Annotated in this window: 23 protein-coding genes; 15 read left to right on the top strand and 8 right to left on the bottom strand. The window is 72.4% G+C overall.

Translation table 11 applies throughout. The features are described from left to right. The first annotated feature begins 28 nt into the window (after positions 1-28). The 6 genes from ACSTA4_RS29160 (at position 29) to ACSTA4_RS29135 (ending at position 6,727) form a co-directional block, all read left to right on the top strand. Entirely contained in the window at positions 29-1,141 is a 1,113-nt protein-coding gene (locus ACSTA4_RS29160) for an AMP-binding protein (protein WP_444961872.1), read from the top strand. Then, positions 1,138-2,637 (top strand): aromatic amino acid lyase, encoded by a 1,500-nt coding sequence (locus ACSTA4_RS29155; protein ID WP_444961871.1) that lies wholly within the window; start codon positions 1,138-1,140, stop codon positions 2,635-2,637. Before ACSTA4_RS29160 ends, ACSTA4_RS29155 begins: the two co-directional genes overlap by 4 nt. Positions 2,638-2,769: 132 nt before the next feature. Then, positions 2,770-3,810 (top strand): ketoacyl-ACP synthase III family protein, encoded by a 1,041-nt coding sequence (locus ACSTA4_RS29150; RefSeq protein WP_444961870.1) that lies wholly within the window; start codon positions 2,770-2,772, stop codon positions 3,808-3,810. Between the two features lie 15 nt (positions 3,811-3,825). Continuing rightward, positions 3,826-4,971: an acyl-CoA dehydrogenase family protein gene (locus ACSTA4_RS29145; RefSeq protein WP_444961869.1), complete on the top strand. Its 1,146-nt coding sequence runs from the start codon at positions 3,826-3,828 to the stop codon at positions 4,969-4,971. Continuing rightward, positions 4,968-6,455 carry an amino acid adenylation domain-containing protein gene (locus ACSTA4_RS29140; RefSeq protein WP_444961868.1) on the top strand — a complete coding sequence of 496 codons (1,488 nt, stop codon included), beginning with the start codon at positions 4,968-4,970 and terminating at the stop codon, positions 6,453-6,455. The genes ACSTA4_RS29145 and ACSTA4_RS29140 overlap by 4 nt, the downstream gene beginning before the upstream one ends. After that, positions 6,452-6,727: a phosphopantetheine-binding protein gene (locus tag ACSTA4_RS29135; protein ID WP_094805408.1), complete on the top strand. Its 276-nt coding sequence runs from the start codon at positions 6,452-6,454 to the stop codon at positions 6,725-6,727. The genes ACSTA4_RS29140 and ACSTA4_RS29135 overlap by 4 nt, the downstream gene beginning before the upstream one ends. Positions 6,728-6,748: 21 nt before the next feature. Here ACSTA4_RS29135 and ACSTA4_RS29130 read toward each other — a convergent pair whose 3' ends face one another. Further along, complete coding sequence (locus ACSTA4_RS29130; protein WP_444961867.1) at positions 6,749-7,735, bottom strand: aldo/keto reductase; 987 nt, start codon at positions 7,733-7,735, stop codon at positions 6,749-6,751. Between the two features lie 338 nt (positions 7,736-8,073). On the opposite strand from ACSTA4_RS29130, the gene ACSTA4_RS29125 reads away from it, so the two are divergent. Then, positions 8,074-9,348, top strand: a complete 1,275-nt coding sequence (locus tag ACSTA4_RS29125) for an activator-dependent family glycosyltransferase (RefSeq protein WP_444961866.1) — start codon at positions 8,074-8,076, stop codon at positions 9,346-9,348. 72 nt (positions 9,349-9,420) lie between these two features. On the opposite strand, the gene ACSTA4_RS29120 is transcribed toward ACSTA4_RS29125, so the two are convergent. Further along, positions 9,421-10,680 carry an activator-dependent family glycosyltransferase gene (locus ACSTA4_RS29120; protein WP_444961865.1) on the bottom strand — a complete coding sequence of 420 codons (1,260 nt, stop codon included), beginning with the start codon at positions 10,678-10,680 and terminating at the stop codon, positions 9,421-9,423. A 418-nt stretch (positions 10,681-11,098) separates the two neighbouring features. Here ACSTA4_RS29120 and ACSTA4_RS29115 point away from each other — a divergent pair, with 418 nt between their 5' ends. The 3 genes from ACSTA4_RS29115 (at position 11,099) to ACSTA4_RS29105 (ending at position 14,763) form a co-directional block, all read left to right on the top strand. Further along, positions 11,099-12,451 (top strand): nucleotide sugar dehydrogenase, encoded by a 1,353-nt coding sequence (locus tag ACSTA4_RS29115; RefSeq protein WP_444961864.1) that lies wholly within the window; start codon positions 11,099-11,101, stop codon positions 12,449-12,451. Between the two features lie 4 nt (positions 12,452-12,455). After that, positions 12,456-13,439, top strand: coding sequence for an NAD-dependent epimerase/dehydratase family protein (locus ACSTA4_RS29110; RefSeq protein ID WP_444961863.1), 984 nt, complete (start codon positions 12,456-12,458; stop codon positions 13,437-13,439). A 97-nt stretch (positions 13,440-13,536) separates the two neighbouring features. Beyond that, positions 13,537-14,763: a methyltransferase domain-containing protein gene (locus tag ACSTA4_RS29105; RefSeq protein ID WP_444961862.1), complete on the top strand. Its 1,227-nt coding sequence runs from the start codon at positions 13,537-13,539 to the stop codon at positions 14,761-14,763. Here ACSTA4_RS29105 and ACSTA4_RS29100 read toward each other — a convergent pair. Then, positions 14,750-16,039, bottom strand: a complete 1,290-nt coding sequence (locus ACSTA4_RS29100; RefSeq protein ID WP_444961861.1) for an activator-dependent family glycosyltransferase — start codon at positions 16,037-16,039, stop codon at positions 14,750-14,752. The genes ACSTA4_RS29105 and ACSTA4_RS29100 overlap by 14 nt on opposite strands. Before the next feature lie 649 nt (positions 16,040-16,688). Between ACSTA4_RS29100 and ACSTA4_RS29095 the strand changes: the two genes are divergently transcribed. From ACSTA4_RS29095 to ACSTA4_RS29080, 4 genes are all read left to right on the top strand, one after another. Beyond that, a complete protein-coding gene (locus ACSTA4_RS29095; RefSeq protein WP_444961860.1) occupies positions 16,689-17,342 on the top strand; it encodes an LmbU family transcriptional regulator in 654 nt (217 codons plus the stop codon). Positions 17,343-17,535: 193 nt separating this feature from the next. After that, positions 17,536-18,648 carry a DegT/DnrJ/EryC1/StrS family aminotransferase gene (locus tag ACSTA4_RS29090; protein ID WP_444961859.1) on the top strand — a complete coding sequence of 371 codons (1,113 nt, stop codon included), beginning with the start codon at positions 17,536-17,538 and terminating at the stop codon, positions 18,646-18,648. Further along, positions 18,645-20,021: an NDP-hexose 2,3-dehydratase family protein gene (locus ACSTA4_RS29085; protein WP_444961858.1), complete on the top strand. Its 1,377-nt coding sequence runs from the start codon at positions 18,645-18,647 to the stop codon at positions 20,019-20,021. The genes ACSTA4_RS29090 and ACSTA4_RS29085 overlap by 4 nt, the downstream gene beginning before the upstream one ends. A 46-nt stretch (positions 20,022-20,067) precedes the next feature. Continuing rightward, complete coding sequence (locus ACSTA4_RS29080) at positions 20,068-21,354, top strand: activator-dependent family glycosyltransferase (protein WP_444961857.1); 1,287 nt, start codon at positions 20,068-20,070, stop codon at positions 21,352-21,354. 52 nt (positions 21,355-21,406) lie between these two features. On the opposite strand, the gene ACSTA4_RS29075 is transcribed toward ACSTA4_RS29080, so the two are convergent. Together ACSTA4_RS29075 and ACSTA4_RS29070 are read right to left on the bottom strand one after the other, a co-directional pair. Further along, a complete protein-coding gene (locus ACSTA4_RS29075; RefSeq protein ID WP_013155699.1) occupies positions 21,407-21,691 on the bottom strand; it encodes a hypothetical protein in 285 nt (94 codons plus the stop codon). Between the two features lie 40 nt (positions 21,692-21,731). After that, on the bottom strand, positions 21,732-22,163 hold the full coding sequence (locus ACSTA4_RS29070) for a hypothetical protein (RefSeq protein WP_444961856.1): 432 nt from the start codon (positions 22,161-22,163) through the stop codon (positions 21,732-21,734). A gap of 571 nt (positions 22,164-22,734) precedes the next feature. Between ACSTA4_RS29070 and ACSTA4_RS29065 the strand changes: the two genes are divergently transcribed. Beyond that, entirely contained in the window at positions 22,735-22,839 is a 105-nt protein-coding gene (locus ACSTA4_RS29065) for a hypothetical protein (protein WP_013155697.1), read from the top strand. Between the two features lie 106 nt (positions 22,840-22,945). Here the strand turns inward: ACSTA4_RS29065 and ACSTA4_RS29060 are convergent, their stop codons facing one another. From ACSTA4_RS29060 to ACSTA4_RS29050, 3 genes are read right to left on the bottom strand one after another with little or no spacing between them, the layout of a single operon-like run. Further along, on the bottom strand, positions 22,946-24,097 hold the full coding sequence (locus ACSTA4_RS29060) for an ABC transporter permease (protein ID WP_444961855.1): 1,152 nt from the start codon (positions 24,095-24,097) through the stop codon (positions 22,946-22,948). Beyond that, a complete protein-coding gene (locus tag ACSTA4_RS29055; protein ID WP_444961854.1) occupies positions 24,094-25,287 on the bottom strand; it encodes an ABC transporter permease in 1,194 nt (397 codons plus the stop codon). The genes ACSTA4_RS29060 and ACSTA4_RS29055 overlap by 4 nt, the downstream gene beginning before the upstream one ends. 2 nt (positions 25,288-25,289) lie before the next feature. Next, entirely contained in the window at positions 25,290-26,225 is a 936-nt protein-coding gene (locus ACSTA4_RS29050) for an ABC transporter ATP-binding protein (protein WP_249352076.1), read from the bottom strand. Positions 26,226-26,291 lie beyond the last annotated feature (66 nt).

The raw sequence follows: 26,291 nt of genomic DNA, 5'->3' as shown, positions 1-26,291 counted from the left end.
ACACGACCACGATCGGATCAGGACTCACGTGGCGGTTGACGAGCTGACCCCCGGCGACCTCATGGCGAAGCTGCCCCGGGCCCCCGAACTCACCGAGCGCCCGTGGACGGTGCGCTGGGACGAGGCGGACGAACCGGTCGACCGGCTGTTCGCCGAACTCCTCCCGCCCGAGACGGAGTTCTTCACCTCGGGGAGCACGGGGCGGCCGCGGTCCTGGTTCCGCACCCGTGAGCAGCTCATGGACGAGGCCCGCCTGCTCGCCGACCTGGTGGTCGGCCACCGCCCGGAGGCGGTCCTGTCCTTCGCCCCGCCCCGGCACGTCTACGGCATGCTCGCCAGCGTGCTGGTGCCCGCCTACCTGGGCGTGCCGGTCTGGTACGTCTCCCAGTTCGCGCCGCTCCCGCCGGTGCACGGCCGCCGCTGGGCGGTGATGGCCATCCCCTGGACCTTCCGCATCCTGCGGCAGCGCCGGGAGTGGCTCGCCTCCGCCGAGCACCTGGCCTTCGTGCACAGCACGGCCGTCCTGCCGCAGAGCGCGGTCGACCTGATGGCCGGGCTGGGGGACCGGGCGAGCCTGGTGGAGGTCTTCGGGTCCACGGAGACCGGTGGCGTCGCCCACCGGGTGTGGGGCCCGGACGACCCGCCGTGGCGCCTCTTCCCCGACGTCGAGTTCGGCGACGGGCCCGCCGACCCGGCGGCGGAGGCGCCCCTGGTGGTGCGCAGCCCCCGTCTGGCCCGCCCCCAGGACGGGACGGCGGGCCCCGAGTGCCGCATGGACGACCACGTGGTCCGCGTGGGGGAGCGCGGTTTCGGCTTCGCCGGGCGCAGGACCCGGCTGGTCAACGTCAACGGCCGCCGCCTGGACCTGGACGCCATGGAGGAGACCCTGTCCGGCGCCCTGGAATGCGAGGACCTCGCCTGCGTCCCGGTGCGCGACCCCCTGACGGGGGAGCACTTCGACCTGCTGGTCGTACCGGGGGAGAACGGCGTCCCGGGCACCGACGAGATGGCGCGGGCCCTGGACCAGATCGCGTACCGCCCCCGCAGGGTGTGCGCGGTGGAGCGGATCGACCGCTCCGAGACAGGCAAACTACGGCGCGTGCAGCCGACGCGCGCCCGCCCCGAAGGAGTGGACAGTTGACGCTTACGCCGAGCAGCCTGGCCGAGGTCCTCCGCCATGCCGAGCCGGACGCACGCATCGGATGGACCGAGGAGGACCTCTCGCGCATGCGCGCCAGTGCCACGACCATGGCCAAGCACCTGGCCGGGGGCGCCGACGTCTACGGAGTCACGCGCGGCTTCGGCCCGCTCGTGGCCTTCCCCGCGGCGGAGTCCGCGGGCGAGCAGGGGGAGGGGCTCATCTCCCACCTCGGCAGCGCCCAGGGCGAGCCGCTCCCGCCCGAGGTCAGCAGGCTCGTGGTCGCGCTGCGCCTCACCAGCATGCGCCGGGGCTACTCGGCGGTCTCGGTCGACTTCTGGCAGGAGCTCGTCGGCCTGTGGAACCGGGGCTTCACACCCGTCATCCCGCGGGAGGGCACCGTCAGCGCGAGCGGCGACCTCCAGCCCCTGGCCAGCGCCGCCCTGGCCTTCGCCGGTCAGGGGGAGGCGTGGGTGTCCGACGGCCCCGGCCGGTGGTCCCGGGTGCCCGCCGACGAGGCCCTCGCCCGCCTGGGCGCCGCCCCCGTGCGCTGGAGCGCCCGCGAGGCCCTCTCCTTCGTCAACGGCAGCGGGGTCAGCCTCGCGGTGACCCTGCACAACCACCAGCAGGTCGAGGACGTCGTGCGCGCCTCGGCGATGATGACGGCGCGGATGGCGGACCTGCTGGGGGCCAACCCCCAGGCGTACGCGCACGGTGTCTCCGAGGCCCGGGGCCAGGCGGGCCAGGCCGCGGTCGCGGCCTGGATCAGGTCCGACCTGCCCGCCGGCGCCGAGCGCGCGCCCTCGCGGCCCCTCCAGGAGCCCTACAGCCTGCGGTGCGCGCCGCAGGTGCTGGGCGCGGTCCTGGACCAGCTCTCCGCGGCCTCACGCATCCTGCTGCGCGAGGCGGTCGGGACCACCGACAACCCGGTCAGCCACGGTGACGAGGTCCTGCACGGGGGCAACTTCCACGCGATGCCGGTGGGGCTGTGCTCGGACCAGATCGGCCTGGCCCTCCAGCAGGTCGCCTACCTGGCCGACCGGCAGCTCTCCCTGCTCTGCGCCTCGGAGACCAACGGGGGCCTGCCCCCCATGCTCACCCCCCGTCCCGGCGCGGGTAGCGGTCTGGCCGGGGTCCAGGTGAGCGCCACCTCGTTCGTCTCGCGCATCCGCCAGCTCGTGACGCCCGCCAGCCTCACCGCCCTGCCCTGCAACAACGGCAACCAGGACCACGTGCCGATGGCGCTGAACGGCGCCAACTCCCTGGCCCAGGCGGTCGAGCTGGCCTGGCTCGTCGTCGGTTCGCTCGGCGTGGGCCTGGCGCAGCTCGCCGCGCTCTCGGGCCGGTCCGAGGAGGCGGGGCCGTGGGCCCGGGTCGCCGAGCTCAGCCCGCCGCTGGACCGCGACCGCCCCCTGGCCGCCGAGGTGCGGGCCGTGCGCGACGCCCTGGCCGCGGAGGCCGCCCGCAGAGCCGACCGGTGGCCCCTGCCGGAGCTGTGACGGAGGCCGGGGCGGGCGCCCCGGCCCTTCGCTACCTTCGTCCCGCGCCCCGGTCCGGGGGCGCGCCGCCGACCGGGCGCGCATCCGGGCGGGCCCCGGCAGCCCGCCGCGACCGGACAGGAAGGGTTCCCCTTGAAGACGCCAGAACTATGGATCCGCGGCCTCGGCGTGTACCTGCCCGAGGCCCGCGTGAGCGTGCGGTCCGCGGTCGAACGGGGCCTCACGACGGCGGATGAGGCCGCCGTGCACGACATGGTCGGCGCCGCCGTGGCCGACGACCTGCCCGCGCCGGAGATGGCGCTGCGCAGCGCCCGCGAGGCCTTCGAACGGGCCGGGGCCAGCCCGGACGACGTGCGCGTCCTGCTGTACGCCGACACCTGGCACCAGGGCCCGGACGGCTGGTTCCCCCAGTACCACCTCCAGCACCACCTGGTCCGCGGCGACGTCATCGCCGCCGAGGTGCGCCAGGGGTGCAACGCCCTGTTCACCGCCATGGAGCTGTGCGTCCCCCACCTGAGGGAGGCGCCCGAGGACGCCACGGCGCTCCTCGTCGCCGCGGACAACTTCGGCACCCCGGGCGTCGACCGGTGGCGGTCGGGCGCCTTCGTGCTGGGCGACGGCGCCTGCTCCGTCCTCCTCGGCCGGCGCCCCGGACCCGCGCGGGTGCTCGCGGTGGGGTCGATGGTCGTCCCCGAACTGGAGCAGCACCACCGCTCGGGCGAACCGGACTTCCCGCCCGCGGCCACCACCGGCTCGCTCCTCGACTTCCGCGCCAGGGCCCGCGACCACGCCCGGAAGGGCGAGCTGGACCCGGAGGTGAACATCGCCTGGTTCACCCTCCAGAAGAAGATGATGCTGCTGGTGGGCCGGACCCTGGCCGAGGCCGGGGTGGGCTTCGGGGACGTCTCCCGGGCGGCCTTCGGCAACCTGGGCCCCGAGGCGGTGGAGCACCGCTGGATGGAGGTCCTCGGCCTGCCGATGGAACGCTCCACGTGGGAACACGGCCGCACCATCGGGCACATCGGCGCGGCCGACCCCTTCATCGGCCTGCGCCACCTCATGGACGAGGGCGAGGTCGGGCCGGGGGACCACGTCATCCTGGGCGGACTCGGCTCGGGGATGACGGTCTCCTGCGCCGTGGTGAGGATCGCCGAACCCCCGTCCGGCTCCTGAGACGGAAGGGACACCGTGGACTTCGACCCGACCCCCGAGCAGCGGGAGAGGGGCGAGCGCGTCGCCGCGCTCGTCCGGGACCGCCTCGGCGGGGCCCCGCCCCGCGAACACGATCAGCCGCTGACCCGCGAGGAGTGGCGGACCGCGGCCGAGGCCGGACTGACCGGCGCGTGCCTGCCCACCTCCGTGGGCGGCGGAGGGCTCGGCGCGCTCGACACCGCCCTCGCCCTGGAAGCCCTCGGTTCGGCCTGCCCCGACGCCGGGCTGCCCTTCGCGGTGGCCGCCCACCTGCTGGCCTGCGGCGTCCCCATGCGCGAGTTCGGCCGCGGCCCGGAGGTCACCGACCTGCTCCGGGGCATGGCCGGTGGGGAACTGGTCGCGGGCAACGCCGCGACCGAGGAGGGGGCGGGCTCCGACGTCAACGCCATGGCGACCACGGCCCGGCCGGACGACGGGGGCTACGTGCTCGACGGGACCAAGTCCTTCGTGAGCAACGCCGCCGAGGCCGACGTCCTGGTCGCCTACGCGGTCACCGACCCGTCGGCGGGCTTCTTCGGCGTCACCGCGTTCGCCGTGCCGCGCGGCACGGCCGGGGTCACCGTCGGTCCGACACTGCGCAAGGCGGGACTGCACGCCTGCGCGGCGGCGCCGGTGACCTTCTCCGGCTGCCGCGTGCCCGCCTCGCTCAGGCTGGGCGCCGAGGGGCAGGGGAACGCGGTCTTCCAGTTCTCCATGGCCTGGGAGCGGGCCTGCCTCCCGGCGATCTACCTGGGCTCCATGGAGGACCAGATGGGCCGGGTCGCGGCACACGCGCGCGGCCGCAGGCAGTTCGGGCGGCCGATCAGCGAGTTCCAGGCGGTCTCGCACCGGGTGGCCGCGATGCGCCAGCGGCTGGAGGGCGCCCGCCTCCTGCTCTACCGCGCCTGCTGGCTGCTCGACCGGGCCAGGCCGGAGGCCGACACCGCCGTCGCCCTGGCCAAGGTCGCGGTCACCGAGGCGGCCGTGGCCAACGGGCTCGACGCCGTCCAGCTCTTCGGCTCCTCCGGCTACCTCGTCGCCACGGGGGTCGAGCAGCGGCTGCGCGACGCCCTGCCCGGCACCCTCGTCTCGGGCACGAGCGAGATCCAGCGCGAGATCATCGCCCGGGGGGAGGGCCTGTGAACCTCCAGGACCTGGTCCGCCGCTCCGCGCGCGAGGCGCCCGAGCGCACCGCGCTGCGCTGCGGGGGCCGGGAGCGGACCTACGCGGAGCTGGACGCGGAGGCCGACGCCATGGCCGCCGACCTGGCGGCGCTGGGCGCGGGCCCCGGCGAACGCGTCCTGGTCTGGGCGGAGAAGGGCCTGCGCGCCGTCGCCGCGTCCCAGGCGGTGCTCCGGACGGGGGCCGTCCACGTTCCGGCCAGCGGCGCCATGCCGCCGGACCACGTCCTGCGGATCGCCGAGGACTGCCGGCCGCGTGTGGTCTGCGCCGCCGCGGCGGACCTGGAGCGGTTGCGCGGACGCCTCGGCGCGGACACGGCGTTCCTCGACATCGACGCCCCTCCGGCGCGGAGCGGGCCGGTCCCCGCATACACCGCGCCCGCGGACGCGCCCGCCTACGTGCTCTACACCTCGGGGTCCACCGGCAGGCCCAAGGGCGTGACGGTGAGCCACGCGGGAGCCCTGGCCTTCGTGGAGTGGGCCCGCGGGGAACTGGACGCGGGGCCGGGGGACCGCTTCGCCAACCACGCCTCGCTCACCTTCGACCTGTCGGTCCTGGACCTGTACACCGCCTTCAGCGCGGGGGCGTCGGTCACGCTGATCCCCGAGGGGTACTCCTTCGCGCCCGACCTGCTCGTGGACCTCGTCCACGGCGAGGGCGTGACCGTCTGGTACTCCGTGCCCTCGGCGCTGGTGCTGATGCTCCGCGACGGCGGCCTCGCCGACCGGCCCCCGCCTCCAGCCCTGCGCGCCGTGCTCTTCGCCGGGGAGGCGCTCCCCCCGGAGTACGCCCGGCGCCTGGCGGAGTGGAGCCCCGCACGGCTGCTCAACCTGTACGGACCCACCGAGACCAACGCGTGCACCTTCCACGAGGTGGTGCCCGCCGACCTGGAGGACGGGGGGCCGCTGCCCATCGGCCGGGCCACCGCGGGCAACCGCGTCTGGGTGCGCGCCGACACGGGCGGGCCCGCGGCTCCGGGCGAGGCCGGGGAACTGGTGGTGGACGGCCCCACGGTGATGCTCGGCTACTGGGGGGCGCCGCCCGTGGAGGGCCCCTACGCCACGGGCGACCTGGCGCGCGTGCGCGAGGACGGCGTGTTCGAGTTCCTGGGGCGCCGCGACCACATGGCCAAGGTCCGCGGGTACCGCGTCGAGCCGGGGGCGGTGGAGGCGGCGCTGGAGCGCAGCCCGGACGTCGAGGAGGCGGCCGTCGTGGTGACCGGGAGCGGGGTCACGGCGGCCATCACGGCGTTCGCCGTCCTGAGGAGGGGCGCCCGGCTGGGAGTGCTGGGGCTCAAGCGCCACGCCTCGCGGCACCTGCCCGCCTACATGATCCCGGACGCGGTGCGCTTCACCGAGGCGCTGCCGCGCACACCCAACGGCAAGACCGACAGACTGGAGCTCGCCCGGTGGGCGCGTGCTCCGGAGCGGAGGGAGAACACGTGACGAAGGACGCCAGCGAGCAGGAGGTGCGGGAGCTCCTCCTGCTCTTCGTCCGCGACCGGTTCCTGGACGGCGACCCCCACGGCGAGCTGACCGAGGACTCGCCGCTGCGGGAGTGGGGCGTGCTCACCTCCCTCAACACCGCCGTCCTGATGAACCACATCCACACCGGCCTCGGCGTGCCGATCCGGGCCGAGAGGATCGATCCCCGCGCGTTCACCGACGTCCGCAGCATCGCGGCGATGCTGTGCGCCGGGAGGACCGGGGAGGCCTGAGCGGCCCCGGTCCTCCCGGGGTCACCAGGACCACGCCTCGGGGGCGGGGCCGCCCTTGCCGACCGGGGGGAACAGGGCGTCGATCCGCTCGCCGGCCCCGTCGCCGAGCCCCGTCTCCAGGGCCCGCAGCGCCCCGTCGAACTGCTCCAGGGTGCGCGGCCCGACGATCGTCGAGTGCACCTCCGGGCGTGACAGGACCCAGGCGATGGACAGTTCGGCGGGGTCCCTGCCGATCTCGTCGCACAGGTCCTCGTAGGCGGCGATCGTCTCGCGCCGCTCCTCCAGCGCCTGCATCGCCCGGCTCTTGACCGTCTTGACCGCGGTGCCCTCGCGCAGCTTGCGGATGGCGCCGCCGAGCAGGCCGCCGTGCAGGGGCGACCAGGTCAGGACCCCGATGCCGTACGCCTGCGCCGCGGGGAGCACCTCCAGCTCCACGTGGCGCGTCACCAGGTTGTAGGCGCACTGCTCGGAGACCAGGCCGAGGAAGTTCCTGCGGTTGGCGGCCTCCTGCGCCGCCGCCAGGTGCCAGCCCGCGAAGTTGGAGGAGCCGACGTAGCGGACCTTGCCCTGGTGGACCAGGATCTCCATCGCCTGCCAGACCTCCTCCCACGGCGCGTTGCGGTCCACGTGGTGCATCTGGAAGAGGTCGATCCAGTCGGTGCCCAGCCGCCGCAGGGACCCCTCGCACGAGGCGATGATGTGGCGGGCCGACAGGCCGCGGTCGTTGGGCCAGTCGCTCATCGGGTTGAAGACCTTGGTGGCCACGATGGAGCGCTCGCGGCGTCCGCCGCCCCTGCCGAACCACTCGCCGATGAGTTCCTCGGTCATGCCCTTGTGGACCTGCCATCCGTAGTGGTTGGCGGTGTCGAAGAAGTTGACGCCGTGGGAGAGGGCCCTGTCCATCATCGCGAAACTCTCGTCCCTCGGGGTGTTCACGCCGAAATTCAGCGTTCCCAGGCAGAGCCGGCTGACCTCCAGAGCGGTCCGGCCAAGGCGTGTGTACTGCATTCTCTCCCCTGTTTCATGGTGTCTCTCGCGGAGAAAACGGGACTCGGGGTCGGACGGAGCTGTCATCCGCTACAGAGGCCCACGGGCAGGCCGACACTTCTCCGGAGCAGGAAAGGCCGTCGGGGGAAGGCTTCCACGTTCCGGGGAAAGGCCGCGCCGGTATGCTCCGGTCCGGCGGATTCGGGCCGGGACCGACCCGCTCCCGGCGGACGAATGGCACCGTATCCCGGGCCCCGTGAACCCGACGCGGCCGAGGGCCCCCTCCTCCGCCGCCGAGCCGCGCGGCGCCCGCCCCGGCCCCGGAAGCGGGTTCCGCCTTCCATCTGGGAGATGACCCCTTGCGTGTACTACTCGCCTCCTACGCGGAGAAGACGCACTTCATCGGCATGGTGTCCCTGGCGTGGGCGCTGCGCGCCGCTGGGCACGAGGTGCGCGTCGCCAGCCAGCCCGACCTGGCGGGGTTCCTGAGGCGCGCGGGCCTGCCCGCCGTCCCGGTCGGGCGGGACCACCTGCTGCGCGAGCGGTTCGAACTGGTGACGCAGTGGGGCGAGGGCGAGGCCCCGGGGCTGTTCGACGTGGGGGAGAGCTGGCCCGGCGACCTGTCCTGGGACGAGATGCGCTGGGGCGTGCGCGACACCGCGGCCTGGTGGTGGCGCATGGTGAACGACCCGATGCTGGAGGACCTGGTCGCCTTCTGCCGCGAGTGGCGCCCCGACCTGGTCGTGTGGGAGGCGACGACGTTCGCGGCCCCCGTCGCGGCGGAGGCGTGCGGCGCGGCGCACGTGCGCTTCCTGTGGAGCCTGGACCTGTTCGCCGCGATGCGCGAACAGTACCTGCGCCACATGGAAGGACAGCCCCCGCAGGAGAGGGACGACCCCCTCGCCGCATGGCTGGGCGACCGCGCGGCCCGCCACGGCGTCGACTTCTCCGAAACCCTCGTCCGAGGCCAGGCCACCCTGGACTACCTGCCCGCCTCCCTGGGCGTGCCCGCCCCCACCGGCGCCCACCGCCTGCCCATCCGCTACGTGCCCTACAACGGACGCGCCGTCGTCCCCCACTGGCTGCGCACACCCCCCACCCGCCCCCGCGTCTGCCTCAGCGTGGGGAGCAGCACGACCGAGTGGTTCGGCGGGCACACGTTCTCCCTGGCCGAGGTGATGCGCGGCCTCGGTGAACTGGACGTGGAGGTGGTCGCGACCCTGCCCCCCGAGGAGGAGGCCGCACTCGGCGCGGTCCCGGACAACGTGCGGCTGGTGGGGTACGCCCCCCTGCACGTCCTGGCCCCCACCTGCGACGTCATGATCACCCACGCGGGGCCGGGGACCCTGTGCTCCGGGCTCTCCCACGGTGTTCCCCAGCTTCTCGTGCCCGGCCCCCGCCTCGACGCCCCCCTGCTCGCGCGGCTGGTGGAGCGGGAGGGGGCCGGGCTGGTGGTGCGGTCGGGTGAGGCGGGGGCCGACAGCGTCCGCGACGCGACCCGGCGCCTGCTGGAGGACCCCTCCCACGTCGAGGCGGCGCGGCGCCTGAGCGGGGAGATGGCCGCCATGCCCTCGCCGGCGGAGGCGGTGCGCGGCCTGCCCCGCGTCCTGGAGGAACTGGGCGCTCCCGTCTGAGGGACGGTCCCGCCAGCGGGACAACGGCGGCCCGTGGCGGCGGTGCCTGAGTGCTCCTCCCGCGGTCCGTGCTCAGGTGCGGGCGAGGCCGGTGAGGGTGTGGGCGAGGTCGGCGGGGGCGGGCATGGCGTCCATACGTTCGCGCAGGGCGTGGGCGGCCTTCGTGTGGCGGGGGTCCTCCAGGAGGGTGCGTACGCCCTCGGTGACGGTTTCGGCGTCCAGGCGGTCGGGGTCCACGACCCTGCCCGCCCCGGCCGCCTCCACCAGCCCGGACAGCAGGACCGTGTCGAACATGTGCGCATTGGGTGACAGGAGTTGGGGGACTCCGTGGGCCAGACCGGTCAGGACGGTGCCGGGGCCGCCGTGGGTGACCATGGCGGCGCAGGTGGGTGCCAGGGCGTGCAGGGGCACGTACTCGACCAGGCGCGCGTTTCCGGGAACGGCGCCGAGCTTGGCCTGTTCGCTGGCGGGCAGGGTGGCCACGACCTCCACGTCCAGCTCGGCCAGCCCCTCCAGGATCTCCCCGGCGGAGACCCGGTGACCGCCGTACCACTCGTTCGCGCTGGTCCCGAGGCTGAGGCCGATCCGGGGTCGGTCGGGGGGTGTGCGCAGCCAGTGGGGTACGACGGCGCGTCCGTTGTAGGGCACGTAGCGCACGGGCAGGTAGTCCAGGTGCGGGGGCGTGTCCACCCTGAGGGGGGCGGGCACCTGTTCGATGGTGGCCTGGCCGTGGACCAGGGTCTCGGAGAAGTCCACGCCGTGCCGGGCGGCTCTGGCCCCCAGCCACTGGGCGAGGGGGTCTTCGCGCTGGGAGTCGGGCTGCTCGCCCATCCGCGCCAGGAAGCGCGCGCGGGTGCGGGCGAAGATGTCGGCCCCCCACAGGTAGCGCACGTGCGCGGCCCCGCAGGCCTCGGCGGCGATCGCCCCGGAGAAGGTGATGGGCTCCCACACGACCAGGTCGGGGCGCCACTCGCGGCAGAGGGCGACCAGGTCGTCGACCATGGGGTCGTTGACCATCCGCCACCACCACTGCACGGTCAGGCGGTAGCCCTCCAGGAGGTAGTCCCAGGTCAGGACCTCGTCACGGTCCTCGGCCATGTCGAAGTCGTCGTCCTCCCCGCCGGTCATCGCGTGGTACTGCCGCATGACCCGGCGCAGGAGGTGGTCCCTGCCCACGGGGGAGAAGGGCAGGCCCGTCCCGGCGACCACCGCTTCCAGTTCGGGCTGGCTGGCCACCCGGACCTCGTGCCCGGCGGCGCGCAGCGCCCACGCCAGGGGCACCAGCCCCAGGAAGTGGGTCCGCTCCGCCTGCGTCGCGATCAGCACGCGCACGGCCGTCGCCTCCGTCCTTCGTGTGCGGTCCCGCGCACCGGGACGGAACCGGGGCGCTCCCCGTTCCGCCGCCTCCGGTGGCGGGCCTGTTACCTTTCCGGCGGGCGGTCCAATCACCGCGCAACCGGGTTTGCCAAGAGCCGCTTCCGCGCGGATATCATTGCCCAGCCGATCCGGCCGGTGCTTTATCTGTCTTCGACAAAGGGGATTGTAGAGAAGCTGGCTGTTCCGATTCCGACGATGATTCCCTCGATGTTGCCCCGTGCGCCGCTGGCCACGGGAAGTAGTGAAGAAAGAGTGGGAGAATCCGGCCTCCGGGCCAGGTGAATGGCCGGGTGCGGAACCCGCATTTTCCCGTCAAGGTCCCTCCGGACCTGTTTTCCCTGTAGCGCCGGGCTGAGAGTCGAATGGAGATCGTATGCGTTTCCTGCTGGACCGGGAGGAGATCACCGTCTCGGTCGTCGGCCTGGGGTACGTGGGGTCGTGCGTGGCCGCCAGCCTCGCGTCCAACGGGGTGAACGTCGTGGGCGTGGACGTGGACGCCCACCCGGTCGAGGAGATGGAGGCGGGCCGCTGCCACCTCAAGGAGCCCGGGCTGCCCGAACTGGTGGCCCGGGGGCGGGGCACCGGGAGCCTGCGCGCCACGACCGACTACTCCGCGATCTCCTCGGCGGACGTGGTCGTCGTCGCGGTCGGCACGCCGGTCCGGGAGGACGGCACCCTCGTCGAGACCCAGATCAGGAGCGCGGCCGCCGAGGCGGGCCGACACCTGCGCCGCGGGCAGCTCCTCGTCTTCAAGAGCACGGTCCCCCCGGGCACGACCCGCGATCTCGTCGTCCCCCTGCTGGAGAGCGGCGGGCTGAGGTGCGGCGAGGACTTCGGGCTGGCCTTCTGCCCCGAGCGGCTGTCCCAGGGCAACGCCCTGGCGGAGATCCGGGAGCTGCCCGTGGTGGTCGGCGGGTGGAACGCGGAGAGCGGGGCCGCCGCCGCGAGGTTCTGGGAGTCCCGGCTCGGCGTGCGGACCGTCGTCTGCTCCTCCATGGAGGCCGCCGAGACGGTCAAGCTCCTCAACAACTGGTGGATCGACCACAACATCGCCCTGGCCAACGAACTGGCCCGCTTCTGCTCGTCGATCGGGGTGGACGCGATGGAGGTCATCGCCGCCACCAACGAGGTGCCCAAGGGCGGAGGCACCATCAACGTCCTCTCCCCGGGGGTCGGGGTCGGAGGCTCCTGCCTGACCAAGGACCCCTGGATGCTGTGGCGCTCCGCCCGGGACAGGGGCGTGCACCTGGGAACCGTCGTCTCGGCCCGCGGCGCCAACGACGCGATGCCCGGCTACGTCGCGGGGCTCGTCACCGAGGGGCTGGACGCGCTGGGGACCCCCGCCGAGCGGGCCCGCGTGGCCGTGATCGGGCTGTCCTTCAAGAACAACACCGGCGACCTGAGGTCCACGCCGACCCTGCCCGTGGTCGCGGCGCTGCGCGACGCCGGGGCCGACGTGGCGGTGTTCGACCCGCTCGCCGATCCGGACGAGGTCCGCAAGGCGTTCGGCCTGGAGCCCTCCCCCTCGGCGGAGGCGGCCGCGACCGGGGCCCACTGCCTCGCCGTGCTCGCCTGGCACGACGAGTTCGCCGCACTGGACATGGCGGCCCTGCGCCGCCTCACGGCGCGGGAGTGTCTCCTCCTGGACGGCAGGGCCCACTTCGACGACCAGACCGTCGAGTCCCTGACGGGGCTCGGTTTCACCTACCGAGGGATCGGACGGTAGACACGTGGCACGCGCCGTAGTGACCGGAGGGAACGGCTTCGTCGGAAGCCACCTCGTGGACCGGCTCCTCGCCAGGGGCGACGAGGTCGTGGTCTTCGACACGAGGGGGGCCCGGCCCGCGCCCGCCCCCTCATGGAAGGAGGTCGAGTACGTCCGGGGCAGCGTCAGCTCCTCCGAACAGCTCGCCAAGGCGGTCCGCGGGGGCGTGGACGTGGTCTACCACCTCGCCGCCGTGGTGGGGGTGGACCGGTACCTGGAGTCCCCGATGGAGGTCATCGACGTCAACTTCACGGGGACGCGCAACGTCCTGGACCTGGCCGAGCGCGCCGGGGCCAAGGTGGTCTTCGCCAGCACCAGCGAGGTGTTCGGCAAGAACCCCGACGTCCCCTGGAAGGAGGACGCCGACCGGGTGCTCGGCACGACCTCGGCGAGCCGGTGGAGTTACTCCTCCAGCAAGGCCCTGGCCGAGCACCTGACGTTCGGCTACATGGGCCGGGGGCTCAACGCCTCCATCGTCCGCTACTTCAACCTCTACGGGCCGCGCCAGCGCCCCGCCTTCCTCGTCAGCCGCAGCCTGCACCGCGCCCTGCGCGGCGAGCCCCCCGTCGTCTACGACGAGGGCGGCCAGACCCGCAGCTTCACCTACATCGACGACGCCGTCGAGGCGACGGTCGAGATCGGCACCCGTCCGGAGGCGGACGGCGAGTGCTTCAACGTCGGCAGCTCGGACGAGGTCACCATCCGCGAGGCCGTGGACCTGATCGTGGAGATGACCGGCGGCAAGGTCGTCCCGACCTCGATCGACACGCGCGACAGGTTCGGGCACTCCTACCAGGACCTGGACCGGCGCATCCCCGACGCGGGGAAGATCCGCTCGCTCCTGGGCTGGAAGAGCACCACCCCGCTGCGGGAGGGGGTCGCCCGGACCATCGAGTGGGCCGAGGAGAACCCCTGGTGGCTCGAACAGCCGGAGAACACCACCGGCTGACCCCGCCGCGGCCGGTGCGCCACCGCCCCGCCCGCCCCGGGCCGCCGACTCCGGCGCGCCCGTCCGACGACGTCCGTGAGAAGCCGAGGAGTTGAGGTTGGTCCCCACCACCACGTGCCGTGTCTGCGAAGGAACGGTCACCCAGTTCATGGACTTCGGCCGCCAGCCGCTGTCCGACGCCTTCCGTGCGCCCGACGACACGAGCGAGGAGTTCTTCTACCGGCTCGCGGTCGGGCTCTGCCCGGACTGCCAGATGGTGCAGTTGATGGAGGAGGTGCCCCGGGAACGCATGTTCCACGAGGGGTACCCGTACTACTCCTCGGGCTCCACCGTGATGCGCTCCCACTTCGAGGCGACCGCCGAGAAGCTCCTCGCGGAGCACCTGACCGGCTCCGACCCCTTCGTGGTCGAGCTGGGGTGCAACGACGGCGTCATGCTGGAGACGGTGGCCCGCGCGGGCGTGCGCCACCTCGGGATGGAGCCCTCCGGAGCCGTGGCCGAGGTCGCCCGCGGCAAGGGCGTGCGCGTGCGCAACGCCTTCTTCGAGAAGACGACGGCCCTGGAGATCCGGGCCGGGGACGGGCCCGCCGACGTCGTCTACGCGGCCAACACCTTCTGCCACATCCCCTACGTGGACTCGGTGCTGGAGGGGATCGGGGAGCTGCTGTCCCCCGGGGGCGTGTTCGTCTTCGAGGACCCCTACTTCGGTGACGTGAGCGAGAAGGCGTCCTTCGACCAGTTCTACGACGAGCACTTCTTCCTGTTCACCGCCTCCTCCGTGCGCAACATGGCGCGCAGGTTCGGCCTGGAGCTGGTCGACGTCGAGCGCCTGCCCACGCACGGGGGCGAGCTGCGCTACACCCTGGCGCGCGAGGGCTCCCGGGCCGCCTCCCCCGCCGTGGAGGCGATCCTGGAGGAGGAGAGGAAGCGGGAGCTGACCTCCCCGGAGTCGCTGGCCTCCTTCGCGGACCGGGTGCGGGGCAACTGCGACCGGCTCGTGGAGGAACTGCGCTCGCTGCGCGACCGGGGCCTGCGCGTGGTGGGCTACGGCGCCACCGCCAAGAGCGCGACCGTGCTCAACTTCTGCGGGATCGGCCCCGACCTGCTGGAGTTCGTCTGCGACACCACGCCTGCCAAGCAGGGGCGCCTGACGCCGGGCTCCCACGTGCCGGTGCGCGACCACGGAGCGTTCACGGCCTCCTACCCCGACCGCGCCCTCCTGCTGGCCTGGAACCACGCCGAGGAGATCATGGCCAAGGAGGAGGGGTTCCGCGAGGCCGGGGGACGCTGGATCCACTACGTCCCGGACGTCACAACCGTGTGAGGTCCACCCGCCCGCCCTCCCCCGCGGCCCGCGTCAGCCGGCGCGCGACCTCGGCGGGGGAGGGCATGGCGTCCACCTCCCCGCGCAGGCGCCGCGCCGCCTCGGCGTGGGAGGGGTCCTCCAGCAGGCGCCGGGTGCTCTCCCGGACGGCCTCCGGGGTGACCCGGGCGGGGTCCACGACCACTCCCGAGCCCTGCGCGGCCACCAGTGAGGCCAGCAGGGGCTCGTCGTACATGTGGTGCGGCACGGCCGACTGCGGCACCCCGTGCACCAGGCCGGACATCACGGTGCCCGCCCCGCCGTGGGTGATCATCGCGGCGCAGGTGGGGGTCAGGGCGTGCAGGGGGACGTACTCGACCAGGCGGGCGTTGTCGGGGACGGCGCCCAGCTTGTGCTGTTCGCTGGCCGGCAGGGTGGCCACGACCTCCACGTCCAGGTCGGCCAGGCCCTCCAGGAGGGTCGCGACGTCGACCGTGTAGCCGCCCAGGCGCTGGGTGGCCGTCGTGCCGAGGCTGAGGCAGACGCGGGGGCGGGTGGGGGGTGTGCGCAGCCAGTGGGGGACGACGGCGCGTCCGTTGTAGGGCACGTAGCGGATGGGCAGGCGGTGGGTGCCGGTGGGGGCGGGCACGCCCAGGGAGGCGGGCAGGTAGTCCAGGGTGGCCTGGCCTCGGACGAGGGTTTCGGAGAAGTCGACGCCGTGGCGGGCCGCGCGGTCGCCCAGCCATGCGGCGAGGGGGTCGTCCCTCTCCTGCGGGGGCTGTCGTTCCATGTGGCGCAGGTACTGTTCGCGCATCGCGGCGAACAGGTCCAGGCTCCACAGGAAGCGCACGTGCGCCGCGCCGCACGCCTCTGCGGCGATCGCCGCGGAGAAGGTGATGGGTTCCCACACGACCAGGTCGGGGCGCCACTCGCGGCAGAGGGCGACCAGGTCCTCCAGCATCGGGTCGTTGACGACCTTCCACCACAGCGGCACCAGCACGTCGCGGTAGGCGGCCCGCAGCTCCTCCCCGGAGGGGACCTCCGGAGCCGCCACGCGCATCATGTCGAAGTCGGGGCGCATGTCCCGCGCCATGCGCCCGACCCAGGCGATCACCTGGGGGAGCACGTGGTCCGACCCCGCGGCGACGAACGGCAGCCCGGTCGCGGCCACCGTCGGCGCGAGCTCGGGCTGGCTGGCGACGCGCACCTCGTGCCCGGCGGCGCGCAGCGCCCACGCCAGGGGGGTCATCCCGATGAAGTGGGTCTTCTCGGAGAACGTTGCGAACAAGATACGCACCGGAGATCCTCGCTATCTGTCAGAAATGCTAGGGCGAAGGTTTCGAATGAATTAGTAAAACCTTTTCTCACATGACCTTCCCCCTTGCGTCCGGGGTCCGTCGCTGAGAGTGATGGCCGTTCGGGCCGCGTGTCGTCGGGGTCGGGATGCGGTTTGGCGTCCCATCTGCGCGACTTACCGTGTGCGCCGCCTAGCGCAAAGTGCTTAATATTCAGGGGGTTGCCTGTACGCTCAGCTATCTCATACGCTGCTTTACGAACGGCGTTGACCGATACCGGCCATGTTGACGGACGGGTTATCGCCGGTTATCCACGACCGGTTTCGCTGCGGCATCGGCCAGGGAGGGTCTTCAGGCTCCAGTTGATTTCTTGACCTCTTTAAACCAGTTTGAAGACTGTGTCCGTTCTGTGCTCACCGCATATCTGCGCTGAGGGGTTGAGGATCGACTTCTGTCGGCCGTTCCCCTTTTTCACGTGTGCTCCCATGAACCCGGTGTTGACGTGTGCCCGGACCCTTGTCCGCACAGCCCGCGAACATGCGCCGTGAGCCCTCTTACCGATATCAGACCACCTTGTCTTACAAGACGACTGATCCTGGTCCGAGCGCTGAGTTCTCTTGCCCTCCCAGGAAGGTCGATAAGGGGACCCACATGGAAGCAGTGATGAATCCGGACAGCCACGCCAGCCCCCAGGCGAAGGTCCCCGAAGCCAGACGGAGCCGGTCCGCCGCGGACTCGGGCGGTCGGCGGGGCGCCTCGGGCAACCCCACCCGCAGAACGAGCCTCCACCTGCCCGACGGCATGGCCATTGTCGACTGGGAGCGCTGGGGACAGCACATCTTCGTCATCTCCGACGCGTCCGCCTGGTGGCTCGGGGACTGGCTCATCTACGGCCAGGAGAACTACCCCCAGCGGTACAAGCGCGCGATCGAGAAGACCTCCCTCGACTACCAGACCCTGCGCAACTACGCCTGGGTGGCCAGGAAGTTCGTCCCAGCCCGGCGCCGCGAGAAGCTGAGCTTCCAGCACCACGCCGAGGTGTGCGGCCTCCCGGAGGAGGAGCAGGAGCGCTGGCTGGCCGAGGCCGAGGCGGGCCGCTGGTCCCGCAACGAGCTCCGCCGCCGCATCCGCCTCAAGGCCCGGGGAGTGGACCCCGCACGGGAGACCATATACGTTCAGGTGGCCATTAACCCGGAGCGGAAGAGGCAATGGCAGGAAGCCGCCGAGAGTTCTGGTATGAGTTTCCCGGAGTGGGCTTCCAAGGCCCTGGACATGGCTGCCAAGAAAATGATTGAGGTCGGCTGAGCCGAGATCCCGGGTCCGTTGCGGACCCGCCGTGTATTTTGACTCCCCCCGCGGGGAAACCCTCGCCGGCGATTCTCCCGGCGCGCCGGAAACCGGTGCGGAGCCGGGTGGTCGCCGCGCGGGGAAACCCTTGCTGACACGATCCGGGCGCCCGTTTCTTTCGGCCACTGGCGACCTGAAAACGGAGGAACACATGACGACCTATGTCTGGGGTTACCTGGAGGAGTACGAGAAGGAAAGGGAGGACATCCTCGACGCCGTGGACACGGTGTTCAAGTCGGGGAAGCTGATCTGGGGCCCCTCCCTGGTGGCCTTCGAGGAGGAGTTCGCCCGCTACCACGGCGTGGCGCACTGCGCGGGCGTCGACAACGGCACCAACGCCATCGTGCTCGCCCTGCGCGCCCTGGGCGTCGGTGAGGGCGACGAGGTCATCACCGTGTCGAACACGGCCGCGCCCACGGTCCTGGCCATCGACCTGGTGGGGGCGCACCCGGTCTTCGTCGACATCGACCCGGACACCTACCTCATGCGCGTGGACCAGGTCGCCGCGGCGATCACCGAGCGCACGCGCTGCATCCTGCCGGTCCACCTGTACGGGCAGTGCGTGGACATGGCCCCGCTGGAGGCGCTGGCCGACGAGCACGGCCTGGTCCTCCTGGAGGACTGCGCCCAGGCGCACGGAGCCACCCACCACGGGCGCGTGGCGGGCTCCATGGGCCACGCCGCCGCCTTCTCCTTCTACCCGACGAAGATCCTCGGCGCCTACGGCCACGCGGGCGCGACGATCACCAACGACCCGGAGGTCGACGCCTCCCTCCGGCGCCTGCGCTACTACGGCATGGACCAGGAGCGCTACTACGTCGTCACGCCGAACGGGCAGAACAGCAGGCTCGACGAGGTCCACGCGGAGATCCTGCGCCGCAAGCTCGGCCGTCTGGACGAGTACATCGAGGGCCGCAGGGCGGTGGCCCGCGCCTACGACGAGGCGCTCGCCGACACCGGGCTGGTCCTGCCCGCGACGGCGCCCGGGAACGAGCACGCCTACTACCTCTACGTGGTCCGCCACCCCGAGCGGGACCGGATCATCGAGGAGATGAAGGCCCACGACGTCGCGCTCAACGTCAGCTACCCGTGGCCCGTCCACACGATGTCGGGCTTCGCCCACCTGGGCTACGAGACCGGGAGCCTGCCGGTGACCGAGAAGCTGGCCCACGAGATCTTCTCTCTGCCGATGTACCCCTCGCTGCCCCGACAGGAGCAGGACCGGATCATCGAGGCCCTGACCAAGACCCTGGCCAGGCTGTGACCGGTTCCGGGGACGGAGCCCGGTTCGCGCTCTCGGCGTCGGACCGGGCGGTACCGCTGGTGTCCGACGCCGAGTTCGCCCGGTGGTGGGAGAGCAGGCCCCGGCACGAACTGCTCTCCGTCGAGCGGGTCGGCTTCGACCACACGCGCAGCTGGTCCTTCTCCGCCGGGACCGGGGACCTCGTCCACGAGAGCGGCGGCTTCTTCTCCGTCCGGGGGCTGCGCGTGGCCTCCGGCGGGGCGGTGGTCCACCAGCCGGTCATCGACCAGCCGGAGATCGGCATCCTGGGCATCCTGGTCAAGGAGTTCGACGGGGTGCCCCACTTCCTGATGCAGGCCAAGTTCGAGCCCGGCAACGTCAACCTCCGCCAGGTCTCGCCCACCGTGCAGGCCACGCGCAGCAACTACACGGGGGTCCACGGAGGCCGGGCCACCCCCTACGTGGAGTACTTCCGCGCTCCGCGCCGCGGCCGGGTCCTGGTGGACGTGCTCCAGTCCGAGCAGGGCGAGTGGTTCTGGCGCAAGCACAACCGCAACATCGTCGTCGAGGTGGGTCCCGACGAGGACGTCCCCGAGCACGAGGACTACCGGTGGTTCACGCTCCGGCAGATCCACGGGATGCTGCGCCGGGACAACCTCGTCAACATGGACGCCCGCACGGTGCTGTCCTGCCTGCCCGTGACCCGCGGGGAGGGGCCGGAGCCCGCGGACCCCTTCGGGCGGGCGCTCGCGCGCTCCTACGGGGACGGCGCGCTGCACCCGATGACCGGTGTGGTCAGCTGGTTCACCGAGGCCAAGACGGTCGTGGACTGGCGCTCCGAGCTGCTGCCGCTGCCCCGGGCCGAGGGGTGGCGCAGGACCGGGGACGAGATCTCCGGCGGCCCCGGGTTCCGGATCATCATGGTCTCGGTCTCGGCGCGCATCCGCGAGGTCGCGTCCTGGACGCAGCCCCTGCTCGCCCCCGAGAGGCACGGGTTCGCCGCCTTCCTGGTGCGCGAGATCGGAGGCTTGCTCCACGTCCTGGTCCGGGCACGCGCCGAACCGGGGACCCTCGACCGCGTCGAGATCACCCCGACGGTGCAGTACTCGGCCTCGGCGGAGGCCCTGGGCCGCCCGGAGCCCTTCGCCGCCCAGGCGGAGTCGCCGCCGGCCCACCGCGTGCGTTACGACGCCCTGCTCTCGGAGGAGGGCGGGCGCTTCCACCACGCCCAGACCAGGTACCGGATCGTCGAAGCCGACCCGGACACGCCCGCGGAGGTCCCCCCGGACTTCCTCTGGGTCACCGTCGCCCAGCTCATGGAGCTGGTCCGGCACGGCCACTACCTCAACATCGAGGCGAGGACCCTCCTCGTCTGCCTGCACACCCTGGGCTGAGGGCGGGGCGCGCCCCGCCCGGCCCGACCGGGAGGAAGTACCGCACATGCGCGTGCTCGTCGTCAGCCAGGCGGAGAAGACCCACCTGCTGGGCCTCGTCCCGCAGGCGTGGGCGCTGCGCGCCGCCGGGCACGAGGTGCGGGTGGCCAGCCAGCCCGCGCTGGTCCCCGTCGCCGCGCGCACCGGGCTGCCCGCCGTGCGGGTGGGCCGGGACCACCTCTTCCACCAGCTGCTGACCACGTTGAAGGGCCTGGGCTTCGGCGACAGCCGGGGCTTCGACATGACCAGGAGCGATCCGGAGGCGCTGGGCTGGGACTACCTGCTCGACGGCTACCGCGAGTTCGTCCGGCTGTGGTGGCATCCGGTCAACACGCCCATGCTGGACGACCTCACCGACCTCTGCCGCTCGTGGCGCCCCGACCTGGTCCTGTGGGAGCCGACCACCTTCGCCGCGCCGGTGGCGGCCCGGGCCTCGGGCGCGGCGCACGTCCGGGTCCTGTGGGGGCTGGACGTGTTCTCCCGCACCCGCCGCCGGTTCCTGGAGCGCGCCGCCGCGCTGCCCGCCGCCGACCGCGAGGACCCCCTCGCCGACTGGCTGGAGCGCAGCGCCCGGCGCGTGGGCGCCGACTTCTCCGAGGACCTGGTCCGGGGCCAGGCCACCCTGGACCCCTATCCGCCGGGTGTGCGCCTGGACCCCGAGGAGGGCGTGCGCCACATCCCCCTGCGCTACGTGCCCTACAACGGGACCGCGGTGGTGCCCGACTGGCTGCGCTCCCCGGGCGGGCGCAGGCGGGTCTGCCTGACCCTCGGCTCGGCCGTGCCGGAGAAGTTCGACGACCGCTACCGGCTGCCCCTCGCGGAGCTGCTGGAGTCGGTCGCCGGACTGGACGCGGAGGTCGTCGCCACCCTGTCCGCCGAGCAGAGCGCGCGGGCCGGAACCCTGCCGGACAACGTCCGGGTGGTGGAGCACGTGCCGTTGCACGCGCTCATGCCCCACTGCGACGCGGTGGTCCACCACGGGGGAGCCGGGACCTTCTGCACCGCGGTGTTTCACGGCGTCCCGCAGCTCGTCCTCCCCGAGTTCTCCATGGCCCAGTACGTCTTCGACGAACCGCTGCTCGCCGAGCGGATCACGGAGCTGGGGGCGGGCCTCACGCTGACGGGGGCCGAGATGACGGGCGCGGAGGTCGCCCTCCAGGTCGGGCGCCTGCTCGACGAGCCCCGCTTCGCCGAGGGCGCGCGCGTGCTCCGCGACAGGGCGCACGGGATGACCAGCCCGGCCGGGCTCGTCCCGGTGCTGGAGGAGCTGGCCGCCGAGGGCCGACGCGCCTGAGGACGGGAACGCCGTGTCCGCTCCCGGAGCGGACACGGCGTTCCCGCCGGGGTCACGCCCTGTCGGGCGCCCCCTTCTGCTCCCGGATCCTCTCCGCCACGAACCCGGCCAGGTCCTCGAAGCTGCTGCCGGTGAACTCCGACATGTCCTCCAGGAGGGACACGTTGTAGACGTCCTCCAGGGCCAGGACGAGCTGCACGATCGAGAACGAGTCCAGGTCGCTCGTCTGCGAGGGCTCGGGGAGGTCGAACTGCGGCTCGTTCGACGTGAACATCAGGACGGTCATCGCCTGGACCTTGATCTGGGACAGGATCTCGCTCTGGTCTACTGCGGCCATCGTTGCCGAACCTCTTCTCTGGTGTGGTGGGGTGGCGTCCTCAGCCCGCGTCGGGCCCCTGGGAGAGGCGCTGGACGAACTTGGCGCCGTAGCGTTCCCAGCGCTCGCGCTGGATGACGAAGTGGGAGGCGGACTCCAGGCCCGGGGGCCGCCGCGGGGGCTCCGACTCGGTCACCATGGTCGGGTGGTCGCGCAGGCCGTTGGCCCGCTCACCGGCGGACCAGAAGCGGACCTCGTCCACCGGCCACGCGCGGAAGGCGCGGTCCACGGTCAGCACCGTGGCCTCCAACGCGATGCCGACGGCGTTGGTCCCCTCGTCCACGACCACGTCCACCTGGACCCACCGCTCCTCCCGGTCCAGGCGCGAGAGCGAACAGAACCCCAGGACGGCGCCGGTGGAGGGGGCGACGGCGAGGAACTGCTCCGCCGCGTCCGCGGCGTCGCGGGGGAGCGGCCTGACGAGGTCGTCCATTCCCGGGAATTCGGGGACGCCCCCCTCCGCCAATGCGCGTACGGCGGCGTCCGCGCCCAGGTTCTCAACCGGTCGGAGCCTGACTCTGCGTGTTTCCACGATATTTTCTGGCACGCTCTCCTGCCTCAACTTTTTGTCGGTTCGCAGCCGTTCCGTTCCTGCCGTGCGCCGGAAGGGGGAGGATTCCCGAAAACGGGGACGGAGGGAATGGGGGCGTATCGGGGGTTCCCGCCGCCTGTCCCGCCAGCGGGACAGGCGGGGCGGCTCCGGTTACCTTAGCCGCCTCGCGGGCTCCGTTCTGGCAGGTACGGGCGTTTCCGCCCCCGCCGCCGGGCCGCCCCGCCCCGGCTCCCGCCGCATCCCGCCAGGTGTGCCCGCCATTCCACTCCGCGGGGCCGCCGTCAATTTTCCCGGACTCGGGGAAAGGGGCTCTCGGATATGGGAAGGAAGCGGCGGGGCGGGCGCTGTTATCGTGAGACGACCCTGGCACAAAGCCGGGTCGGATCGCGGTGCGGGCCCGGGTCGAATGCCTCGGGCAGCCCGGGATTCCTTTCTCCTGAAAGGTGAAGAAATGGCCGTGAGCGACGTTCTCGACCTGCAGTCCCTGGAGGCGGAGACCCTCGTCGAGGAGGGCGCCTTCCTCAACAGCGGTGCCAGCCTCGTGAGCTGCAGCTGACGCCCTCCCACCGGGCGGTGACGGACCGGTCCGCCTGATCCGCCGCCCCCGGAGAAGGGGTGCCGCGTCCGGCCACGGCCGGGCGCGGCACCCCGCCGGGGCCCGCCTACCTGGTGACCGCGGCGCGGAAGCGCCAGACGCCCAGCGCCAGGAGGACGGCGGCGTACCCGAGGAGCACGCCCACGTGCGGGAGCACGTCTCCGACTGAGGCCTGGTCGCGGACCAGCGCGCTGAACGCGTCGTAGCCCCAGGCGTGCGGGGTCAGGAACGCGACGGTGGTCATGGTGTCGCCGAAGGACTCCAGCGGGAGCATGGTGCCGCCGAGCGCGCCCGCCCCGAGGCTGATGCCCACCGCCGCCGCCAACGCGCCGCCCTCGGTCCTCGCCAGACTGCCGAGCAGCAGGGAAGCGCCACTGCTGACCAGGCAGAACGCGGTCACCACCAGCGAGGTGGCGAACAGGTTCCCCCACGCGACGCCGAACAGCAGGGCCGACCCGAAGAGGATCAGCAGGGCCTGTGTCAGGGCGATGAGGAACCTGCCCAGCGCCTCGCCGAGGACGATGGACCCCGCTGAGGTGGGGGAGGCGTACAAGCGCCGCAGGACCCCCGAGCGTCTGGCCTGGACGATGCCCAGCGACGTCGTCAGCGCCGTGATGAAGGTGTAGAGCAGCAGCAGCGGGGGAGCCGCCAGGCTGTGCGAGGAGACCCCCTCGGGGAACGTCGCCTCACCCGCGGTGACCACCTCCACCCGGACGCCGGACACCTCGGTCTCCTCCGCGTCCGCCAGGCGCTCCTCGAACCCGTCGTCGCGGACGCCCTCCGTGACCCGGGCGGTGCTCAGCAGCGCCGACTCCTGCGCCACCACGGAGCGGACCCAGGTCCCCACGTCCGCGGCGGCCCAGTCGTTGCCGCGCGTGACGAGCTCCAGCTCAACCTGCCCGCCGTCGCGCACCAGGTCCCCGTAGTCGTCCGGGAGCACCAGGCCCGCCTGGACGTCCCCGGCCTCCACCAGGTCGCGCATCTCCGTCTCGTCCAGACGCAGGACGTCGATGCGCTCGTCCTCCTCCAGGGCGCCCACGAGGCGCTCGGGGAGTCCTCCGCCGGAGGGCGCGACGACGCCCAGGACCGGCCTTCCCTCCCCGTACATCAGCCCCATCATGAAGACCATCAGGAAGGGGAGCAGCAGGACGAAGAAGATGTTCGTCCGGTCGCGGAAGACGCGGCGTACGTTGAGGACGCCGATGGTCAGCGATTTCATGAGTTCACCATCCGTCCCATACGGAACAGCGCGACGGTCGAGCCGACGAGGCCGAGCGCGAGCAGGACCGCGCACGGCAGGAGGACCGAGCCGACGCCTCCCGCCGAGAGCTCGCCCAGGCCGAGCAGGAACCACCGGTGGGGGGTCAGGTAGCTGACGACCGCCAGCGCGTTGAGCTGCGAGATCGGGAACAGCGCTCCACCGAACGCTCCGAGCAGCATCGCCAGGACCGAGAGCCAGTTGGCGGCCTGTTCCGAGCTGCGCGCGAAGCTCGCCACGGCGGCGGTGAGCCCGATGACGGCCAGCACGCCCGTGGTGATCAGCGCCGCCGCGCCCAGCGGGTCGCCCCAGTCGGCACCGAAGAACAGGGTCGTCGCGACGGCCAGGACCGCCATGTTCGCCAGGCCGATGAGCAGTCCGCTGGAGAGCTTGGCGACCAGGATCGCCCCTCGCGGGATCGGGCTGGCCAGGAGGCGCGCCAGGGTCCCGCCCGCCTTCTCGTCGAAGATGCTGGTGACGCTAAACATCGCCGCGAAGAAGACGAAGAAGAACGCCATGGAGGCCGAGTAGTAGGTGGCGGTGCCCAGCTCCCGCCACTCCAGGTCCGCGTCCTCGGCCACCGTCAGCGGCGGCGCCGCCGTCTCCGCCTCCTCCAGGAGCCGCGCCGCGGCGGCCGGGTCGGGTTCGGAGTCGAAGCCGGTGGCGATCGCGAGGCGGATGCGGTGGTGCTCGGTGGCGTAGGCGCGGCCGATCTCCCGGGCGATGTGGGTGGCCACGGGGGAGTCGGCGTCGCCGACGACGGTGAGGACCGCGTCCTCGCCCGCCTCCAGCGACTCGGTGAAGTCCTCGGGGATGAGGAAGGCCGCGTCGGCGGCCCCCGTCTCGACCGCCTCGCGCGCCTCGCGCTCGGAACCGGCCTCGGACAGTTCCAGCACCCCGTCGTCCTCCAGGGGGCGCAGCGCCTCGTCGACGAAGCCCCCGCCGAGCGATCCGGAGTCGCCGTCGACGACCACGTACTCCGAGCTCGTCCCCTGGGAGGTCCCGTCGCCGAGCAGCATGTTGAAGAAGAAGGCCACCCCGAGCGGCAGGAGCAGCCCGAAGACCAGCAGGCTGCCGTCCCGCAGCCGCTGGCGCACGTCCTTGGCGACGATGGCCGCGGTCATGGAGAGGGCGTTGGTTCCGTTCGCCATGGCTACTCCCGGAGTCCCTTCCCGGTCAGGCGCAGGAAGACGGCTTCCAGGTCCGGCTCCTGGACCTCGACCGACCTGATGCCGGCGCCCTCCCGCGTCAGGGTGTCGAGGACGCGGGGCAGGACGTCCCGGGCGTCGGGCGTCAGGAGCCTGATCCGGTTCCCCTCGCAGGTCGCCTCGTCCACGCGGTCCAGCGCGCGCAGGGCGTCGAGCAGCCTCTCGCCGGGGGAGTCCAGGGTGACCAGGACCGTGTCGTCCTCGCCCACCTGGGCGACCAGTTCGCGTTGCGTGCCCTCGGCGCGGATGCGACCGCCCTCGATGATGCCGACGCGGTCGCAGAGGCGTTCGGCCTCCTCCATGTAGTGCGTCGTGTAGAGCACGGAGACGCCGCCCCGCGTCAGGGCGTCCACGCTCTCCAGGATGGAGTTGCGGCTCTGGGGGTCCACGCCGACCGTCGGTTCGTCGAGGATGAGGAGCCTCGGGTTGTTGAGCAGTCCGAGGCCGATATTGAGCCTTCGGGCCATTCCTCCGGAGAATTTGGATACGGCCTCACCGGCGCGCTCGGAGAGGCCGACTGTTTCCAGGACCTCCTCCGTCCGGCTTCGCGCCTCCGATGAGGAGAGCCCGTACATGCGCGCGAAGAAACGCAGATTGTCGCGTGCGCTGAGGTCGTGGTAGAGGGCGAGTTCCTGGGGGACGAACCCGATGAGGGACTTGCTTTTCCTGTTCGTGACGCTGTGCTCGACGCCGTCCACGAGGATCGTCCCGGCGTCCCGGCGCAGGATGCCGGTGATCATGCCGATCGTGGTGGACTTGCCCGCTCCGTTGGGTCCCAGCAGGCCGTAGGTCTCCCCCTCGTCGATGAAGAAGCTGACGTCGTCGACCGCCAGGTTCTTCCCATATCTCTTGCTCACTCCTTGGACTTCCAGGATGGGCACGGGCCCTCCTCGCTCCTCTGTGCCTTCGCGGTCCGCCGGTCGGTCGGCTGTTTCGCGCGTTACGCC

The sequence above is a fragment of the Nocardiopsis sp. M1B1 genome (assembly GCF_052466615.1).
Note: the sequence above shows the minus strand (reverse complement) of the source record. Positions and strands in the feature narration are given on the sequence as shown.

Bases quoted from the DNA above. Each gene is read 5' to 3' on its own strand.
- ACSTA4_RS29130 (WP_444961867.1), bottom strand. From the start codon at position 7,735: ATGCAGTACACACGCCTTGGCCGGACCGCTCTGGAGGTCAGCCGGCTC.
- ACSTA4_RS29115 (WP_444961864.1), top strand. From the start codon at position 11,099: ATGCGTTTCCTGCTGGACCGGGAGGAGATCACCGTCTCGGTCGTCGGC.
- ACSTA4_RS29095 (WP_444961860.1), top strand. From the start codon at position 16,689: ATGGAAGCAGTGATGAATCCGGACAGCCACGCCAGCCCCCAGGCGAAG.
- ACSTA4_RS29090 (WP_444961859.1), top strand. From the start codon at position 17,536: ATGACGACCTATGTCTGGGGTTACCTGGAGGAGTACGAGAAGGAAAGG.
- ACSTA4_RS29080 (WP_444961857.1), top strand. From the start codon at position 20,068: ATGCGCGTGCTCGTCGTCAGCCAGGCGGAGAAGACCCACCTGCTGGGC.
- ACSTA4_RS29075 (WP_013155699.1), bottom strand. From the start codon at position 21,691: ATGGCCGCAGTAGACCAGAGCGAGATCCTGTCCCAGATCAAGGTCCAG.
- ACSTA4_RS29070 (WP_444961856.1), bottom strand. From the start codon at position 22,163: ATGGACGACCTCGTCAGGCCGCTCCCCCGCGACGCCGCGGACGCGGCG.
- ACSTA4_RS29065 (WP_013155697.1), top strand. From the start codon at position 22,735: ATGGCCGTGAGCGACGTTCTCGACCTGCAGTCCCTGGAGGCGGAGACC.
- ACSTA4_RS29060 (WP_444961855.1), bottom strand. From the start codon at position 24,097: ATGAAATCGCTGACCATCGGCGTCCTCAACGTACGCCGCGTCTTCCGC.
- ACSTA4_RS29055 (WP_444961854.1), bottom strand. From the start codon at position 25,287: ATGGCGAACGGAACCAACGCCCTCTCCATGACCGCGGCCATCGTCGCC.